This window comes from Tabrizicola flagellatus (genome assembly GCF_008271465.1).
Lineage (GTDB): Bacteria > Pseudomonadota > Alphaproteobacteria > Rhodobacterales > Rhodobacteraceae > Tabrizicola > Tabrizicola flagellata.
In genome coordinates this window covers 226,715-244,945 of record NZ_VMDU01000003.1, presented here as the reverse complement: position 1 = coordinate 244,945, position 18,231 = coordinate 226,715, and the positions used below count along the sequence as shown (strand labels likewise).

The following is an 18,231-nucleotide window of genomic DNA, read 5'->3' as shown; positions in this document are numbered from 1 at the left end:
CGGCGCCCCGAACCCCTAGGAAGCAGGAATCGCGCCACGGCGCCTGAGTCTTCCGGAACCCGATTTGCTGCATCGCCTCGCCAGACTGTCCTCGACCACGCTTGCCCTTCTCGCCTTCCTGCTTGCCGGGGTGGTAATGGTGTCGGTCGCGCTGGGGGCGGCGAAGGTGATCGAGTCGCGCACCCAGAAGGTGGTAAGCGGCAAGCTGACCGAGGCCGGGATCGACTGGATCACGGTGACGACGGACGGATTGCAGGTGCGGCTTACCGGGACCGCGCCGAACGAGGCGGCCCGGTTCCGCGCAGTGAACAAGGTGGGCGAACTGATCGACGCCTCGCGCATCCGCGACGGGCTGGACGTGGCGCCCGCCTCGGCCATCGAGGCGCCGAAGTTCAGCGTCGAGATGCTGCGCACCGAGGACGAGGTCCAGCTGAGCGGCCTGATCCCGGAAACCCCCGACGAGGGCGGGATGACCGAGGCGGACCTTGCCGCAGCGGCGGCGGCGCTGGCGCAGGGGAGCGAACTGCCCGACATGCTGGAGACGGCGGACTATCCGGCGCCCGAGGGCTGGAACGAGGCGCTGGCTTTCGGCCTGAAGGCGCTGGAGCGGCTGGAACTGTCCAAGGTCTCGGTCACCGCCGAGCGGGTGGAGGTCAAGGCGATCACCGACAGCGCCGACGAAAAGCGCAAGGTCGAGGCGGACCTGCGGGGCCTGGCGCCAGAAACTGTGCAGCTGGTGATGGAAATCTCGGCGCCGCGTCCGGTCATCACCCCCTTCAGTCTGCGCTTCGTCGTCGATGACGAGGGCGCGCGTTTCGACAGCTGTTCTGCCGACACCGACCGCGCGCGGACCCAGATCCTGCGGGCGGCGGCTGCGGTCGGGGTCACCGGGACGACCGTCTGCCAGGTCGGGCTTGGCACGCCGACCCCGCGCTGGGCGGACGCGGTGAGCCTTGGGATGCGGGCGGTGACCGAACTCGGGTCGGGGTCGATCACCTTCTCGGACGCCGATGTCACGCTCCTGGCGGGCAGCGACGTGCCGCAGGATGTGTTCGACAAGGTGGTGGGCGAGCTGGAGACCGGGCTCCCGGATGTCTTCTCGCTGACCTCGACGCTGGAGCGGAAGGAAACGGCGACCCAGGGTCCGGCCGAATTCACCGCGACCCTTGCCGAAGACAGCCGGGTCGAGCTGCGCGGACGGCTGACCGACGAGATGCAGCGCAGCGCGGTGGACGCCTTCGCGCGTTCGGCCTTTGCCGGGGCCGAGGTCCTGACCGCGACCCGGCTGGACGAGGGCCTGCCCGATGGCTGGGCGATCCGGGTGCTGGCCGGGCTGAAGGCGCTGGCCGAGGTGCAGACCGGGCGGCTTCTGGTTAGGCCCGATCTGGTCGAGGTGACCGGCGTCACCGGATCGACCGAGACGCGCGGGCGGATCACGCAGATCCTGTCCGAGGCGCTGGGCCAGGGCCAGACCTTCCGGGTCAACGTGCGCTACGACGAGGCGCTGGACCCGCTGGCCGCGCTGCCCACGCCCGAGGAATGCGCGGCGGATGTGAATGCGGTCATTGCCCGGACCAAGATCACCTTCACCCCCGCCTCGGCCGAGATCGCCACCACCGCGCGCCCGGTGCTGGACGAGCTGGCAAAGATCCTGGCCAACTGTCCGGCGATGCAGATGGAAATCGCCGGCCATACCGACAGCCAGGGCTCCGAGGGCGGCAACAAGGCGCTGAGCCAGGCAAGGGCCGAGGCGGTGCTTCTGGCCTTGCAGGGCCGGCGGGTCGATGTCTCGGGGATGACGGCGGTCGGCTACGGCGAGGCGCAGCCGATCGCCGACAACGGCACCGAGGAAGGCCGCGAGGCGAACCGCCGGATCGAGTTCGTGCTGAAAGGCGCACCGGGCAACGTGATGGCCGCGAGCGAGGCCCCCGCACCCGCCGCGCCGGTGGCAACGGGTGCCGATCCTTCCGCCGCGACCGGATCCGATTTCTCGAACGACATCAGCCCGTCGGTCGCGCCGACCGAAAAGACGATCGCTCCGAAGCCCCGACCCGACGGCCTGAAGGCCCAGGACACCCCATGAACCGCACCGAATTCGTCGTCGCCACCGCCATCATCCTGCTCGTCTCCTTCGCAATGGGCTGGTTCGCCCATTGGCTTCTGCACCGTTTCACCCGGGTACAGGGCGGGGACATGGCCGAGATGGACAAGCTGGCGCAATCGCTGCACGAGGCCGAGGAACTGCGCGACCAGGCGCTGGCCTACATGGAACAGCGCGAGGCGGAACTGTCCAACCAGCTGAGCCAGACCGAGGCCGAACTGAAGGCCGCGATGGAGGGCCTGCGCGACGCCCGCCACGAGGCCGAGGAAATGCGCGCCTATATCGAGCGGATGCACGCGAACGGGTGAGGCGTCGATTTCTTCGAAGAAATCGCATCGGAGCCTTTGAAGGCTCCGGTCCGGAGTTTTCGATAACTCCGGGGAACAGGTCCAGCTTGCCGGGAATTTGATCAAACCCTGGCCTGACAACCGCCTTGCAACTGGACATGGCGCCCCTCGCATGGCACCTGTCGGCCTAAGCACAAGGAGGGCCCACCCATGCTCGATTCCGTGACCAATCTCGCATCGCTTCTGAAAGATCCCTCGCTTCTGGCGACGAAATCCTATGTTGCCGGAGAGTGGATCGCCGCCGATGACGCCACCACCTTCCCCGTCACCAACCCCGCGCGCGGCGACGTGATCTGCGAACTGCCGAATCTGGGCCGGGCCGAAACCGCCCGCGCCATCAAGGCTGCCCATGCTGCCCACCGCGAATGGGCGGCCCGCACCGCCAAGGAACGCGCCCAGGTGCTGCGCCGCTGGTTCGACCTCTGCATGGCGAACCAGGACGACCTGGCCACGATCCTGACCGCCGAGATGGGCAAGCCCTTGGCCGAGGCCAAGGGCGAGATCGCCTATGGCGCCAGCTACATCGAGTTCTACGGCGAGGAAGCCAAGCGCACCTATGGCGACATCATCCCCGGCCACCAGCGCGACAAGCGCATCCATGTGCTGAAGCAGCCGATCGGCGTGGCCGCGTCCATCACGCCATGGAACTTCCCGAACGCGATGATCGCGCGCAAGGTGGCCCCGGCGCTGGCCGCTGGCTGCGGCTTCGTCGCGCGCCCCGCCGCCGAGACCCCGCTGTCGGCCCTGGCCCTGGCCGTGCTGGCCGAACGCGCCGGGGTTCCGGCGGGCCTTTTCTCGGTCATCACCTCGAAGCGGTCCTCGGACATCGGCAAGGAGTTCTGCGAGAACCCGCTGATCCGCAAGCTGACCTTCACCGGCTCGACCGAAGTGGGGCGCATCCTGTTGAAGCAGGCCGCCGACCAGATCCTGAAATGCAGCATGGAGCTTGGCGGCAACGCGCCCTTCATCGTCTTCGACGACGCCGATCTGGATGCGGCGGTGGAAGGGGCGATGGTCTCGAAGTTCCGCAACAACGGCCAGACCTGCGTCTGCGCGAACCGCATCTATGTGCAGGCCGGGGTCTATGACGCCTTCGCCGAGAAGCTGGCGGCGGCGGTGAAGAAGCTGTCGATCGGCGACGGGCTGAAGCCGGGCGTCACGACCGGCCCCCTGATCAACGAGGCTGCGGTCGAGAAGGTCGAGGAGCATATCCAGGACGTGCTCGCCGGCGGCGGCAAGGTCGTCACCGGGGGCCGCCGGCACGAACTGGGCGGGACCTTCTTCGAGCCGACCGTGGTGACCGGCGTGCAACCCGACATGAAGGTCGCACAGGAAGAGACCTTCGGCCCGCTCGCCCCCCTCTTCAAATTCGAGACCGAGGAAGAGGTCATCGCCATGGCCAACAACACGATCTTCGGCCTGGCCTCCTACTTCTACGCCCGCGACATCGGCCGCATCACCCGGGTGCAGGAGGCGCTGGAATACGGGATGGTGGGGGTCAACACCGGCCTGATTTCCAACGAGATGGCGCCCTTCGGGGGCGTCAAGCAGTCGGGCCTGGGGCGCGAGGGTTCGCGGCATGGCCTCGATGACTACATGGAGCTGAAATACGTCTGCCTGTCGATCTGACGGGCTGGACTTGGCGAAGGGGGGCGGTCCGCTGGGGCCGCCCCTTGCCATTTGTGCTGTGCATTCCGGCAGTCCCGACCCGCTGTTTCGGGCCTCTGGTGCAAGGCGACCCGAGGCACTAGCTTCGTTACCGATCCGCAACTCGGGGGATTTCCGATGCCGAACGACTATACTCCGCCCAAGGTCTGGAAATGGGAGCAGCCCTCGGGCGGCGCCTTCGCCAACATCAACCGCCCCGTCGCAGGTGCCACGCACGACAAGGAACTGCCGGTGGGCAAGCACCCCTTGCAGCTTTACTCCATGGCGACGCCGAACGGGATAAAGGTCACGATCCTTCTGGAGGAGCTTCTGGAGGCCGGCCACGATGCCGAATACGACGCCTGGCTGATCGACATCGGCAAGGGCGACCAGTTCGGGTCGGGCTTCGTCGCGGTAAACCCGAACTCGAAGATCCCGGCGCTGATGGACCACTCCGTCAACCCGCCGCAGCGGGTGTTCGAAAGCGCCTCGATCATGCTCTACCTCGCCGAGAAATTCGGCGGCGCCTTCATCCCGAAGGACCCGTCGCAACGGACCGAGATGTTTTCGTGGCTCTTCTGGCAGATGGGCTCGGCGCCCTTTGTCGGCGGCGGCTTCGGGCATTTCTACGCCTACGCGCCGGTGAAGATCGAATACGCGATCAACCGCTATGCGATGGAGACGAAGCGACAGCTCGACGTGCTCGACCGGCATCTGGCGACACATGAGTGGATGGCCGGGGACTATTCGCTGGCCGACATGGCGATCTATGCCTGGTATGGCAGCCTGGTGCTGGGCCGGGCCTACAACGCGGCCGAGTTCCTGGACGTGGAAAGCTACAAGCACGTCATGGCCTGGGCCAAGCGCATCGACGCGCGGCCTGCCGTGGTGCGGGGCCGCAAGGTCAACCGCTCCTGGGGCGAGGACTGGGAGAAGCTGCCGGAGCGTCATTCCCCGTCGGACTTCGACAAACTTCCCAAGGCTCCCTGAGCGGTTGAGCCGGCACGGGCCTTCGCCTAGGCTGGCCTTCCAGTAAGGAGAGCCGCCATGACCACCGCCCGCATTGCCGTCGTAACCGGAGCCGCAGGCGGGCTGGGCCGGGCCTTTGTCGACAGGCTGCTTGCGGACGGGTTTACCGTCGTCGGTGTAGACATCGACGGCGGGGCATTGCTGGCGATGGCCGCGGACCGCAAGGGCTTCGTGGCCGAGGCGGTGGACCTGACCGATGCGGAGGCGATCGCGGACCTTTTCGACCGGCTGGTGGCGCGGTTCGGCGGGGTGGATGCGCTGGTCAACAACGCCGGGACATGCTTCATGTCGGACTTCCCGGAGATCCCGGCGCATGAACTTGACCGGCAGATGTCGATCAACTTCTCGTCCGCCTTCCATTGCTGTCAGCAGGCGGTGAAGGCGATGGCCGGGCGACCGGGGGTGCGCAAGATCGTGAACATCTCGTCGAACGGCGCCTACAACTTCGATGTCTTCGACCCGCCGCATTACCGGGCCTCGAAGGCGGCGATGGATACGCTGACGAAGGACCTTGCCCGCCGCTATGCGCGGGACAAGATCGCGGTGAACTCGATCGCGCCGGCGATGACGGAGACACCCTTGTTCAACGTGCTGACCGAAGAGGTCCTTGCGCGGGCGATCAGCGCCATGCCGCATGGGCACGCGATGCGGCCCGAGGAGATCGCGGCCTGGGTCGGGTTCCTGATCTCGCCCGCGGGGGATGTGTCCTCGGGCAATGTCATCATCCTGAACCAGGGACGCGACGTGCGGTGAGGGGGAGCGATTTCTTCGAAGAAATCGCAACGGAGCCTTTGAAGGCTCCGGTCCGGACTTTTCGAAAAGTCCGGGGGGCGCGAGAGGGCGGATGAAGGTCACCATTCACAAGCTGTTCGATTACCTCCTGGAGACCACCGCGCAGGACCCGCCGGAGTGTTTCATCGGCTTTTCGCTCGCGCGGTCGCCGCGGCTGAAGGACTTCCTGCCCGACCTCGACCCCGAGCTGTCGCTGGACTGGAACGGGAAAAGCTTCCTCGGCCTTCCCGCGCTTCGGCAGCGGGTGCTGGACCAGACGGGGCTTTCGGTGCCGTTGGAGTCTGTCCTCATCACGGCGGGGGCGGCCGAGGCGAATTATCTTCTGTTCCGCCAGCTTCTGTCCGCCGGCGACGAGATCGTCACCGAGGCGCCCGGCTGGCCGCAGGCGAGGGTGATGGCCCGGGCCATCGGCGCGCGGCTGGTCGAGGTGGCGCGGGACGAAGCGCGCGGCTGGTGGCTCGACCCGGAGTCGGTGGCGCGGGCGGTGACCCCGAAGACCCGGATGATCTTCCTGACCAACCCGAACAACCCCACCGGGCGGCTGATCCCGGAGGCCGATCTGCAAGCGCTCGCCCGGGTGGCCGAGCGGCACGGTATCTGGCTGGTGGTGGACGAAGTCTATGCCGGGCTGGAGTGGGCCGGACCGCGCCCGCCGGCCATCGCCGGGATGACGCGGTTCGGGATCACCACCGGATCGGTGTCGAAGGCGCTGGGGCTTCAGGGGCTGCGCACCGGCTGGATGATCTGCCAGGCGCCAGAGGTGATCCGCGACGCGATGATCCTGCGCGAGAACGGCTCGGAAATCATGAACGTGCTGGGGGAGCATATCGCCGAGGTGGCGCTGCGGCCCGACAGGCTGGCGGCGGCGCTGGAGCGGGCGCGGGCCGAGGGGCGGGCGACGCTGGACCTGCTCGACCGCTTTGTCGCGGACGAGCCGCGGCTTTCCTGGCATCGCCCGCAGGCCGGGCTGATCGGCCTCGCCCGGCTGGAGGGCTCGGACGGCGAATCGCTGGCCCGCGCGCTGTTGCGCCCGCCCTACCGGACCTTCCTGCTGCCCGGTTCGGCCTACGGTCTGCCCCACCATCTGCGCATCGGGGCGGGCGGGGGGCCGGAAGCGCGTCTCAACGAAGGTTTAGACCGGCTTTCTGCTGCCCTGCGAGAGCTGCCGGATCGCTCAACCATCTGAAAATCCAGGTGTTATCCGATAACAGACGCGCGTTCTTGCCTAGCGCGCGGCTGATTTTGCCTAGCGTGAGCGGGATGGCCATAACCGATCGCATCGGCCCGGCTGCCTCGGGTCACTCACGAAAGGACATGCCATGCTGCTCTCGTTCAACGCTGCGAAGACTACCCTCCTTGCCGGCCTGACCGCGCTTTCTATCGCCGCCGTTCCCGCCACCCCTGCGCTTGCCTGGGGCGACAGGGAACAGGGCTTCGTCGCCGGTGTCGCAACTGCGGTGATCGTCGACGAGATCATCAAGAGCCGCCGCGCCCGGATGGCGGCCCCGGTCTATGTCGCTCCGGCGCCGAACTTCGTCGAGCCGCGCCACAGCTATGTCGAGCCGCGCCGCACGGTCGGCACCTCGATCTATTCGACCCCCGCCGCCCGCGCCTTCCAGAGCTATTCGCTGTCGGAACGCAAGGCGATCCAGCGCAACCTGCGCGCCTGGGGCTACTATCGCGGCGGCATCGACGGCGCCTTCGGGCCCGGCACCTACAACGCGATCGTGGCCTATGCCCGCGACGAGGGCGCCTCGGCCAGCCTGCGCAGCACCTCGGGTGCCTATGGCCTCTACGACGGCATGATCTACTGATCGCCGCCTTGCGCGCCGAACCGGACCCCGTTCCGTCGCCCGGCCCGGCTCCGTCCCGGGCCGGGTCGCTTTTCGTGCGGGGTCGGGATTTCCGTGCCCGGCCCAAGGATTGCCGGCCGGGCTGCGTCACAGGTAACGTGATGCTGATGGAAACGTCCGACGAGTTGCTGGCTGCCGCTGCCGCCCGGGGCGACCGGGCGGCCTTTGCCACGCTGGTCGGGCGCCACTATGACCGGGTTCACGGCCTGGCCTGGCGGCTGACCGGCTCGAAGGCCGAGGCCGAGGACCTGGCGCAGGACATCTGCGCCGCGCTTCCGTCCAAGCTGCGCAACTGGCGGGGCGAGGCCAGGTTCACAACCTGGCTTTACCGCGTGGTGGTGAATGCGGCGCATGACCTGCGGCGGCGGCAGGCGACCCGGGCGCGCGCCGCGCAGGGCTGGGGCGACTGGGAGATCGCGCGCCAGGACGAGATCGCGTCGCAGGCCGAGGCGGCGGACTGGCTGGCCCAGGCGATGACGCGGCTTTCGCCCGAGTTGCGGGATACCGTGGCGCTGGTCCTGGGCGAGGAGATGACCCAGGCCGAGGCCGGGGCGGTGCTGGGCGTGTCCGAGGGCACGATCGCCTGGCGGATGAGTGAAGTGAAGAAACGGCTGCGGGCCATGGCAAGGGAGGAGGCGGAATGACCGACGATCTCGACGACCTCCGCCGTGCCCTGAAGGCGGCGCCGCCCCCGGACGGCGATGCGAAGGCGCGGGCGATGCGGCTGGCGGTGGAAAATTTCGACCGGCTCCAAGAATCGAACGGGCCCGTCCGTTCCAGTGAGGACCGCCACGGCGCGGCCCCCCTGAACGGAGTACGTCGCATGTTCCACTACCTGACTGCCCGCCCTGCCCTTGCCATGACCACCTCGGCAGCCGCCCTGCTGATCGGGGTGGCAGTGATCCTGCCGGTCACCGACCTGCGGATCGGTGCGCCCGACAGACCCGCACCGGCGATCACCGATGCCGAGGCCCCGAAGCCCGACACCGTCGCGGCGCAGAGCCAGACCGAAACTGCGCCGGTCGCTCCGGTGACTGGCGCGGGCACAACCGACTCGACGATGGCCGAGGCCGAACCGGCGGCGCCTGAACCCCTTGCGCTTCCCGTGCCCGATGACCTTGCCCGGCTGGCTCCGGTCGAGCCCGCCCCGCCGCCGACCGCCATCAGCCCGGAAGGCGACAACCTTGCCGAGATGCCGGAGCCGGAGATGGCAACAGACGCGCTGCCCGTCGATCCGGGGGCCGTCGGGCTGGCCATGGATGCCGCCCCCCGCGCCCGGACCGAGGCCAAGCGGACGGAGGACTTCGCCTCTGCTCCGGCAGCCCTGCCCTCCGTGTCTGCCCCGGATGTCCGGGTCTTCCCGATGGAGGACACCGAGGCCTATGCCAACGCCGCCCCGAACCCGGTGAAGGTGGCGGCGGAAGAACCCGTCTCGACCTTCTCGATCGACGTGGATACCGCGTCCTATGCCGTGGTGCGGTCCTCGCTGACCGCGGGCTATCTGCCGACGCCCGACCAGGTGCGGATCGAGGAGATGGTGAACTATTTCCCCTATGCCTATGCGGCACCCGAGGGGGACGCGGCCTTCGCCTCGACCATAGCCGTGATGCCGACGCCCTGGAACCCCGGCACGCGGCTGGTGACCATCGGCATCCAGGGGGCCTTGCCCGAAGTGGCCGCACGGCCTCCGCTGAACCTTGTGTTCCTGATCGACACCTCGGGGTCGATGGAGGATGCCAACAAGCTGCCGCTGCTGAAGCAGTCGCTGTCCCTGATGCTGGCGGAGCTGCGCCCCGAGGATCAGGTGGCCATCGTCACCTATGCCGGCTCGGCCGGCGAGGTGCTGCCGCCGACCAGGGCGGGGGACCGGGCGGCGATCCTTTCGGCGCTCGACAACCTTATGGCGGGCGGGTCCACGGCGGGGGCCGAGGGGCTGGAGCTGGCCTACCAGGTGGCCGAGGGGATGAAGGCGGACGGCGAGGTCACGCGGATCCTTCTGGCGACGGATGGCGACTTCAATGTCGGCGTCAGCGACCCGGACGGGCTGGAGGCCTATGTCGCCAGGCAGCGGGCGACGGGGACCTACCTGTCGGTCCTGGGCTTCGGGCGGGGGAACCTGGACGATGCGGTGATGCAGGCGTTGGCGCAGAACGGGAACGGGACCGCGGCCTACATCGACACGCTTGGCGAGGCGCGGAAGGTGCTGGTGGACCAGCTGACGGGCGCGCTGTTCCCCATCGCGGACGATGTGAAGATCCAGGTGGAATGGAACCCGGCCACGGTCGCCGAATACCGGCTGATCGGCTACGAGACCCGCGCCCTGCGTCGCGAGGATTTCAACAACGACCGCGTGGACGCGGGCGAGATCGGCGCGGGGCGGCAGGTCACGGCGATCTATGAAGTCACGGCACCGGGGTCGGACGCGCTGTTGAACGATCCGCTGCGCTACGGCACCGCGACGGCGACGGGCGAGGCTTCGGGCGAGCTGGGCTTCCTGCGCCTGCGCTGGAAGGCGCCGGGCGCGGAAACCTCGACGCTGGTCGAGACGCCGATCACCGGGCAGGAACCGGCCAGCGCCGAAACCCGCTTTGCCGCCGCGATCGCCGGGTTCGGCCAGCTGTTGCAAGGCTCGGCCTACCTGGGAGACTGGGGCTGGGACGAGGCCATCGAACTTGCGGTGGCGAACCGGGGCGACGATCCGTTCGGCTACCGCATCGAGGCGGTGAACCTGATGCGGCTGGCGCAGAGCCTGTCGAAATAGGCGGCGGCTCCTCGATCGGCTGCGCCGTCTCGTCGCAGCGACGAGCGACGCAGTCGACGAGGAGCGGTCAGTCGAGGGCGCGGGCCAGATCAGCGATCAGGTCGGCGGGGTCTTCCAGGCCCACGGACAACCGGAAGACCCCCTCGCCCGCCCAGTCCTTCCAACGCTCCAATGCAGCACCCTCCATGCGGAAGGTGCTGCGCTGGATTTCCCCGGTCCCGATGTGAACGCAGATCGACCGCTGGTGGCCCAGGGAAAAGGCGTAATGGATCACGCGGAACCGTTCCGCCATGCGGGCGGCGACGGTCGCGGGGTCCGAGCGGGTCTGGAAGGCGATCATCGCGCCGCCCAGGGCCATCTGGCGCCGGGCGATGTCATGCTGCGGATGGTCCGCCGCCCCGGGCCAGGTGACGCGCGAGACGGCAGGGTGCCCGGCAAGCCAGGCGGCCAGGCGTTCCGCCGTGGCGCAGGCCATGCGCATCCGGGGGAACAGCGTGTCCAGTCCGCGCAGGATCAGCCAGGCGTTCTGCGCCGAGAGGCTCGCCCCGAGATACACCCCGGCACGCGAGCGGAGGCGCGAGACGAGATCCTTCCGGCCTATCACCGCCCCGCCCAGCGCATCGCCATGACCGTTCATGAACTTGGTCAGCGAATGGATCACGAGGTCGGCCCCGTGATCGAGCGGCCGGGTGATGACCGGCGTCGCCAGCGTGCTGTCCACCGACAGAAGCACCCCTGCCCCGCGCGCCAGGGCGGACAGGGGTGCAAGATCGGTCAGCCGCAGGATCGGATTGCAGGGCGTTTCGGCATGGATCAGCCGGGTCTCGGGGCGCAGCGCCGCACGCACTGCGGCAGGATCGGTCAGGTCGCAGGGCGTGACCGCGATGCCGAGGTCGGGCAGGACGCGGGTGGCCAGTTCGTAGGCACCCGCGTAGCACACGTCCGAAACGATCAGATGATCCCCTGCCTTCAGGAAGGTCAGGAACACGGCGGCGGCGGCGGCGACGCCGGTCGCGGTGGCCAGCGCATCCTCGGCGCCTTCGAGGCCGGCAAGCCGCTCTTCCAGGGCGCGAACCGTCGGATTGGTCCAGCGGGCATAGAGGAAGGGCTGTTCGGTCAGGTCGGCACCCTCGGCCGAGAACCCGGCCGAGCCCGGCGCGAAGACATTGTTCACCGAAGCGACCAGGTTCGGCGCGATGGCCCCGGTCAGCGGGTCGGGCACGAGACCGGCATCCAGGGCGCGGGTTGCGGGCTGCATCTGATCGGGGGGCAGCGGCTGATCGGACATTCGGCGAGCCTTTCCTTTGGCCCTTCATCCGCTGCCCGCAACCGGCTTGCAAGACGTGAAAGAGCCCGGGCGGGAACCCGGGCTCCTGCAAGCGGCCAGGGATGGATCAGTTCACCGTCTCGGGCTTGGCCTCGATGACGGGGGTCGCGCCGTTGGCACGGGTAATCTCGATCCGGCGGGGCTTCATCGCCTCGGGCACTTCGCGGACGAGATCGACGTGCAGCATGCCATTCTCGTGCACGGCGCCGGTCACGCGGACATGGTCGGCCAGGGCAAAGCGACGCTCGAAGGCGCGGGTGGCGATGCCGCGGTGCAGGTAGGTGCGCTCGGTCTCGTCGGCCGACTTGCGGGCCGAGATGAAGAGCGAACCGTCCTTAACCTCGACGCTCAGTTCCTCGGGCGTGAACCCGGCCACGGCGATCGAGATGCGATAGGCGTCCTCGGCGGTCTTTTCGATGTTGTAGGGCGGATAGGTCGGCTGGGCCACGTCAGTGGACAGGACCCGGTCCATCAGATCGGCGATGCGGTCGAAGCCGACGGTGGCGCGGTAAAGCGGGGCGAAATCAAGGTTGCGCATTGTCATCCTCCTGGAAGCGATGTCAGGGGCCTTCCCTCGGCAAGGGCAAGGCGGGTGTCACCGGGCCCGTCATGGCACCCGGATAGCCGTGAGGTAGGAAGGCAGAAACCGGCTTTCAAGACCCTGGGCGCAGGCTGCGCACCGGATCGAGGTTCGGGTCAGGGCGAGATGATGCGGACGCCCGACCCGCCCCCGATGCCGATGCGCTTGTCGCCCTGAAGCTCGATCCGCCGCACGGGCTTTCCGGGCATCGACGGCGCGGCAAGGCCGACAGTCACGGCCTCCGGCGCCTGGGCGACGCTGGTCGCTTGCCCGCGGCGCAGCGCGTCTTTCAGCCGATCGACGAGCGCGGGCAGTTCCATGCCGACCGCAACGGGCTTGCCGTCGTCGTCGGCGCCCGCCGAAATGATCGAGACGATCCGCGCGCGATAGCCGGAGCGGTCCAGCACCGGCGCCCCCGACGACCCGAAGGTGACATCGCAATCCATCGCGATCAGCTGGTCCTGCCGCCCGACGACATGGCAGAGTCGCTGCCAGGACAGGACCTCTTCCCGGCCCATGGCATAGGAGACGACGCTCACCTCGTCACCGTTGCCGGGCCGCGCCACTGTCAGGGGCGAGATCAGCGAGGTCGGGATCGGTTCCGCCAGCTGCAACAGGGCCACGTCGCGGGCGATCATCTCGGGAGGGGCCGGGTCGAGGCTGCGATAGGCGGGATCGACGATAGTGCGGGCGATGGCAGATTCGGCCAGCGCGGTTCCGTTGGCCAGTCCGGCGCGGAACCTGATCCGTTCGGCCGGGACCGCCGACTGGTCGCGGTTCAGCACGCAATGACCGGCAGTCAGCACCAGATCGGGGGCGATCAGCGCGCCGGTGCAGAAGCCGCCGCCTTCGATATCGACCCGGCCTACGGGTTCGAACCCACGCAGCTCCTCGCGCGTGAGCAAGGCGTCCAGTCCCGAATTCTGCGCAGCGGCACCCTGCGGCGACACCGTCGCGCCAAGAAGGGCCGCAAGCAGAACGAAAATGCTTTTCATGGCTTCAGGAACTTTGCCCCGGATCCGGTACCGCCCGACAGGATGCTGACCGACTTGCCCCCGGCCGTCGAGCCGGCCTTGCTGGCCTCGAGCGCGCTGCGCAGTGCGGCCAGCGGCTCGGCCAGCGGCACGGCCAGGGCGACCTTGCGGCCATCGACCTCGGCCTTGGCCGAGATGACCGAGACCACCCGCGCGACCCCGTCGCGGACGCTGAACACCGGCGCACCGGACGAGCCGAAATCGACGTTGCAGGTCAGGATCAGGGCATTGCGGCGGCCCGCCAGCACCTCGCAGGCCTCCTGGATCGAGGGTGCCTCCTCGCGGTATTGCGCATAGGAGACGACATCGACCGCATCGCCCTCGACCGGGGCGGCGCCGGTCTCGAAGGGCAACAGCGACGGCAACCGGATCGGCTGGCTAAGTTCCAGCAGGGCCACATCGTCGGTCACGCGGTCCAGCTTGTCGGCCGTGCCGTAGCGATAGCCCGGATGGGCAACCGCCCGACTGACCCGGCGGTAGGCGACGGCCCGGCCGTTGCGGAAGCCGGCCTGAAACTCGATCTCCTCGGGGCGCAGCTGCACGCCGGTGGTCTTGTCGTAAAGGCAGTGCGCAGCGGTCAGCACCAGTTGCGGCCCGATCAGCGCCCCGGTGCAGAAGCCCCGGTCACCAAGGATCAGCTTGCCGACCGCATCCCAACCGCGGGAATCGTCTGCCGTCTGAAGCCGGACCATCCCGGCCTCCTCGGACAGGACCGGCTTGACCGTCCCGATCGCGACCCAAAGCGCAAGCCCCGCCGCCAGAAGCCCGGGGAACAGATGACGCATGGAGCCCCTCCCTTTCCGCGCGGACCTCAGCGTTACGCGGGAAGTTTGGCGGATTTGCGGCCGGTCGCGCAAGCGCGGCGTTGCGCTCAGCCCTGCAACGCCCGCGGCTGTGGCCCGCCGGTCGCCCAGTCGAGCAGTTCGACCGTGTGGACGACCGGAATCCCGGTGCCCGAGCCGATCTGCATCATGCAGCCGATGTTGCCCGCGGCGATGACCTGGGGGGCCTTCGCCTCGAGCGTGGCCACCTTGCGCCGTTTCAACTCGGCGCTGATCTCGGGCTGCAACAGGTTGTAGGTGCCCGCGCTGCCGCAGCAGAGATGGCTGTCGGCGGGCTCCACCACCTCGAAGCCGGCCCGCTTCAGAAGGTCCTTCGGCGCGGACTTGATCTGTTGCCCGTGCTGCAGCGAACAGGCCGCGTGATAGGCCACGCGGAGGCCCTTGGGCGCGCCCTCGGGCAGGCCGAGGCGGGTCAGCACCTCGGAGATGTCCTTCGCCAGCCCCGCGACCGTCGCTGCATCCTCGGCCAGGGCGGGATCGGTGCGGAACATGTGACCATAGTCCTTGACCGTGGTCCCGCAGCCGCTGGTGTTGATGACGATGGCATCGAGACCGCCCTCCCGCTTTTCGGCCATCCAGGCGCGGATGTTGGCGGCGGCACTGGCATGGGCCAGGTCCTCCTTGCCCATGTGATGCGTCAGCGCCCCGCAGCAGCCAGCACCCTTCGCCACCACCACCTCGCAGCCGAGCCGGCGCAACAGGCGGATCGTCGCATCGTTGATGTCGGTGTTCAGCGCCTTCTGCGCGCAGCCGGTCATCAGGGCCACGCGCATCCGGCGTTCGCCTAGCGCCGGGAACACCTGCGGGTCGTCGTTGCGGCTGACCGGCGGGATGGTCTTCGGCGCCATGGCCAGCATGGCCCGCAGCCGGGCATCGGGGATCGCCCGGGCGAAGGGTCTGCCGATCTTCGCCGCCAGCAGCGCCAGCCGGAACCGCCCCGGATAGGGGATCACCCGGGCCAGCACCGCGCGCAGCACCCGGTCCATGAAGGGTCGGCGATAGGTCTTCTCGACATGCGCCCGCGCGTGGTCGACCAGATGCATGTAATGCACGCCCGAGGGGCAGGTCGTCATGCAGGCGAGGCACGAAAGACAGCGGTCGATGTGCTTCACCGTCTTCTCGTCGGCCGGCCGACCGGCCTCGAGCATGTCCTTGATGAGGTAGATCCGCCCGCGAGGACTGTCGAGCTCGTCGCCCAGAACCTGATAGGTCGGGCAGGTCGCGGTGCAGAAGCCGCAATGCACGCAAGAGCGCAGGATCTCGTTAGCGCGCGCGATGCCGGGGTCGGCCAGCTGTTCAGGCGTGAAGGTCGTCTGCATCAGCCCATCATCCCGCGATTGAGAATCCCCCTCGGATCGAACCTTGCCTTCAACCCGGCCACCAGCGCCGCCACCTCCGGCGCCTCGGGGGGAAAGACCGGGCCGCCCTGCCCGCGCACCAGTGTCGCATGGCCCTTGCCCGCAACGGCTGCCGCGACCTCCGCACCGCGTCCGGGTTCGGACAACAGCCAGATCAGCCCCCCGCCCCAGTCCCAGAGCGCGGTGCCGCCCACGGCCGCCACGATCCCGGCCGCAGCCGTGGGCAGGGTGACAATCCGCCAGATCTCCCCCGCCTTGCCCTGCAAGGGCACGACATCGCGCACCCTGCGCCAGAGCGCGGCGCTTTCCTCCCCCTCGACCACCGTCGCCTCGCCCCCGACCAGCGCCTTCAGCCGCCCGATGCGGTAGGCGACGGACCCGGCCATGCCTTCCACGCGGATCAGGCTTTGCCCGGAATGTCGCGCCGCGCCCGAGACGTCGAAGGGCGAACCCAGCGCCGTCCGCAGACAAGCGAGCCCGGCCGCATCGTCCAGACCCTCGACGACCAGCGTCGCCTCCGCCTCCGGTATCGCCTGCACCTTCAGGCTCACCTCGGTCAATACGCCCAGCACGCCCCGGCTGCCGGCCATCAGCTTCACCAGGTCATAGCCGGTGACGTTCTTCATCACCCGCCCGCCGTTCCGCACCACCGTCCCGGTGCCATCCACGAACCGCACCCCCAGGCAGGCATCCCGCGCCGCGCCCGCCTGCACCCGGCGCGGGCCCGAGCCGTTGGCGGCCACCACTCCGCCGATGGTCGAAACGCCCTCGCGCCCGAGGATCGCGCGCAGGTCCGGCGGCTCGAAGGCCAACCGCTGCCGTTCCCCCGCCAGAACGTGCTCCACCTCGGCCAGGGCCGTGCCTGCCCGGACGACCAGCGTCAGCGCGCCAGGTTCGTAGAGTTCGACCCCCGAGATGCCCGCGGTCTCCAGCACCTCACCGACCGCATGGCCCAGGGTGCGCGTGCCTCCGCCCCGCACCAGCAGCGGCCCCGCAGCCCCCGCCACGGCTTCCGCCAGTTCCGCTTCGCTCGAAGGCCGCATGCCTTGCCCTTTGCCCAAATACTCTGCGGGGGTCCGGGGGTGCAAAACCCCCGGACGGTTCAGACCGCGCGCCGCCCGGCACTGGTCTCAAGCGGAAACACCTTTGCCGGGTTCAACAGCCATTTCGGATCGAAAACGTCCTTGATCCGCATCTGCGCCTCCATGTCGGCGGCCGAGAACTGCACCGCCATCAGGTCGCGCTTCTCGATCCCCACGCCGTGCTCGCCGGTCAGACAGCCGCCGACCTCGACACACAGCTTCAGGATCTCGGCGCCGAAGGCCTCGCATTTCTCCAGGTCGCCGGGCTTGTTGGCGTCGAACAGGATCAGGGGGTGCATGTTGCCGTCGCCGGCATGGAACACGTTGCCCACGTCCAGGCCGAACTCGCGGCTCATCTCGCCTATCCGCTTCAGCACATGCGGCAGGGAGGAAACCGGGATCGTCCCGTCAAGGCACATGTAGTCATTGATCTGCCCCATCGCGCCGAAGGCCGACTTGCGCCCCAGCCAGATGCGTTTGGCCTGATCCTCGTCCTCGGCCTCGCGGAATTCGACCGGGTCATGCGCGAGGGCGATCTGGCGGATGCGGGCCAGCTGTTCGCTGATCTCGGCCTCGGACCCCTCGACCTCGATGATCAGAAGCGCCTCGCAATCCGGGTAGCCCGCCTTGGCGAAGGCTTCGGTGGCGCGGATGCAGGGGCGATCCATGAACTCGATCGCCACCGGCAGGATGCCCGCCTTGATGATGTCGCTGACGCAGGCACCCGCGACCTCGTTCGAATTGAACCCCACCAGCACCGGCCGCGCGCCTTCGGGCTTGGGCAGGATGCGGAGCCAGGCTTCGGTGACGACGCCAAGCTGCCCCTCGGACCCGCAGACCACGCCGAGGAGGTCAAGCCCGGCCGGCTCGCCCCAGGGCCCGCCCAGCGTGACCACCGTCCCGTCCATCCGGACCAGCGTCACGCCCAGAAGGTTGTTCGTCGTGACCCCGTATTTCAGGCAATGCGCCCCGCCCGAGTTCATCGCGATGTTCCCGGCGATCGCGCAGGCCAGCTGGCTGGAGGGGTCGGGCGCGTAGAAGAACCCATCCGCTTCGACCGCGCCGGTGACCGACAGGTTGGTGCGGCCCGACTGCACCCGGATGAAGCGGTTCTCGTAGTCGGTCTCCAGCACCGCGTTCATCCGCGCGACGCCCAGGATCACGCTGTCCGCCGTCGGCATCGCCCCCCCGGCCAGCGAGGTGCCCGAGCCGCGCGGCACGACCGGAACCCCCTCCTCCCAGCAGACCCGCAGCACCGCCGCGACTTCTTCGGTCGTGCGCGGCAGCACGGCGGCAAGCGGAGGGCAACGATAGGCGGTCAGGGCATCGCATTCATAGACGCGCAGCTCCTCGGGCGCGTCGATCAGCCCGTCAGCCGGCAGCACCGCCCGCAGCCGGGCCAGAATGGCCGCCCTCCGCTCCAGCACGCCCCGATCCGGTTCCGGCATCTGCATGGAAACCCCTCCTGACTGGTAAAC

The 18,231-nt window shown here is 68.7% G+C and carries 16 protein-coding genes; 9 read left to right on the top strand and 7 right to left on the bottom strand.

Features of this window, described 5'->3' with window-relative positions:
* Nucleotides 1–64: 64 nt before the first annotated feature.
* The 9 genes from FL625_RS07090 to FL625_RS07050 all read left to right on the top strand — a co-directional run bounded on the left by FL625_RS07090 (nucleotide 65) and on the right by FL625_RS07050 (nucleotide 10,530).
* Nucleotides 65–2,083 carry an OmpA family protein gene (locus tag FL625_RS07090; RefSeq protein WP_235019347.1) on the top strand — a complete coding sequence of 673 codons (2,019 nt, stop codon included), beginning with the start codon at nucleotides 65–67 and terminating at the stop codon, nucleotides 2,081–2,083.
* A complete protein-coding gene (locus FL625_RS07085) occupies nucleotides 2,080–2,409 on the top strand; it encodes a hypothetical protein (protein WP_149587940.1) in 330 nt (109 codons plus the stop codon). Before FL625_RS07090 ends, FL625_RS07085 begins: the two co-directional genes overlap by 4 nt.
* Before the next feature lie 189 nt (nucleotides 2,410–2,598).
* Nucleotides 2,599–4,077, top strand: a complete 1,479-nt coding sequence (locus FL625_RS07080) for an NAD-dependent succinate-semialdehyde dehydrogenase (protein ID WP_149587939.1) — start codon at nucleotides 2,599–2,601, stop codon at nucleotides 4,075–4,077.
* Between the two features lie 156 nt (nucleotides 4,078–4,233).
* Nucleotides 4,234–5,085 carry a glutathione-dependent disulfide-bond oxidoreductase gene (yghU, locus tag FL625_RS07075; RefSeq protein ID WP_149587938.1) on the top strand — a complete coding sequence of 284 codons (852 nt, stop codon included), beginning with the start codon at nucleotides 4,234–4,236 and terminating at the stop codon, nucleotides 5,083–5,085.
* A gap of 57 nt (nucleotides 5,086–5,142) precedes the next feature.
* Nucleotides 5,143–5,877 carry an SDR family NAD(P)-dependent oxidoreductase gene (locus FL625_RS07070; RefSeq protein WP_149587937.1) on the top strand — a complete coding sequence of 245 codons (735 nt, stop codon included), beginning with the start codon at nucleotides 5,143–5,145 and terminating at the stop codon, nucleotides 5,875–5,877.
* A gap of 91 nt (nucleotides 5,878–5,968) precedes the next feature.
* A complete protein-coding gene (locus FL625_RS07065; RefSeq protein ID WP_149587936.1) occupies nucleotides 5,969–7,102 on the top strand; it encodes a pyridoxal phosphate-dependent aminotransferase in 1,134 nt (377 codons plus the stop codon).
* Between the two features lie 133 nt (nucleotides 7,103–7,235).
* Nucleotides 7,236–7,730, top strand: a complete 495-nt coding sequence (locus FL625_RS07060) for a peptidoglycan-binding protein (RefSeq protein ID WP_149587935.1) — start codon at nucleotides 7,236–7,238, stop codon at nucleotides 7,728–7,730.
* A gap of 146 nt (nucleotides 7,731–7,876) precedes the next feature.
* Entirely contained in the window at nucleotides 7,877–8,413 is a 537-nt protein-coding gene (locus FL625_RS07055) for an RNA polymerase sigma factor (RefSeq protein ID WP_149588044.1), read from the top strand.
* Nucleotides 8,410–10,530 carry a vWA domain-containing protein gene (locus FL625_RS07050; protein WP_149587934.1) on the top strand — a complete coding sequence of 707 codons (2,121 nt, stop codon included), beginning with the start codon at nucleotides 8,410–8,412 and terminating at the stop codon, nucleotides 10,528–10,530. The genes FL625_RS07055 and FL625_RS07050 overlap by 4 nt, the downstream gene beginning before the upstream one ends.
* 67 nt (nucleotides 10,531–10,597) lie before the next feature.
* On the opposite strand, the gene FL625_RS07045 is transcribed toward FL625_RS07050, so the two are convergent.
* The 7 genes from FL625_RS07045 to FL625_RS07015 form a co-directional block, all read right to left on the bottom strand.
* The gene (locus tag FL625_RS07045) at nucleotides 10,598–11,818 is read right to left on the bottom strand and encodes a trans-sulfuration enzyme family protein (RefSeq protein WP_149587933.1); all 1,221 of its coding nucleotides are present in this window, start codon (nucleotides 11,816–11,818) and stop codon (nucleotides 10,598–10,600) included.
* A gap of 106 nt (nucleotides 11,819–11,924) precedes the next feature.
* The gene (locus tag FL625_RS07040) at nucleotides 11,925–12,395 is read right to left on the bottom strand and encodes an Hsp20 family protein (RefSeq protein ID WP_149587932.1); all 471 of its coding nucleotides are present in this window, start codon (nucleotides 12,393–12,395) and stop codon (nucleotides 11,925–11,927) included.
* A gap of 158 nt (nucleotides 12,396–12,553) precedes the next feature.
* The gene (locus tag FL625_RS07035; RefSeq protein WP_149587931.1) at nucleotides 12,554–13,432 is read right to left on the bottom strand and encodes a trypsin-like serine peptidase; all 879 of its coding nucleotides are present in this window, start codon (nucleotides 13,430–13,432) and stop codon (nucleotides 12,554–12,556) included.
* Complete coding sequence (locus FL625_RS07030) at nucleotides 13,429–14,256, bottom strand: trypsin-like serine peptidase (protein WP_149587930.1); 828 nt, start codon at nucleotides 14,254–14,256, stop codon at nucleotides 13,429–13,431. The genes FL625_RS07035 and FL625_RS07030 overlap by 4 nt, the downstream gene beginning before the upstream one ends.
* A gap of 86 nt (nucleotides 14,257–14,342) precedes the next feature.
* On the bottom strand, nucleotides 14,343–15,632 hold the full coding sequence (gene glcF, locus FL625_RS07025) for a glycolate oxidase subunit GlcF (protein ID WP_149587929.1): 1,290 nt from the start codon (nucleotides 15,630–15,632) through the stop codon (nucleotides 14,343–14,345).
* Entirely contained in the window at nucleotides 15,632–16,714 is a 1,083-nt protein-coding gene (locus FL625_RS07020) for an FAD-binding protein (protein WP_149587928.1), read from the bottom strand. Before FL625_RS07020 ends, glcF begins: the two co-directional genes overlap by 1 nt.
* 59 nt (nucleotides 16,715–16,773) lie before the next feature.
* Nucleotides 16,774–18,207 (bottom strand): FAD-linked oxidase C-terminal domain-containing protein, encoded by a 1,434-nt coding sequence (locus tag FL625_RS07015; RefSeq protein WP_149587927.1) that lies wholly within the window; start codon nucleotides 18,205–18,207, stop codon nucleotides 16,774–16,776.
* Nucleotides 18,208–18,231: the final 24 nt, after the last annotated feature.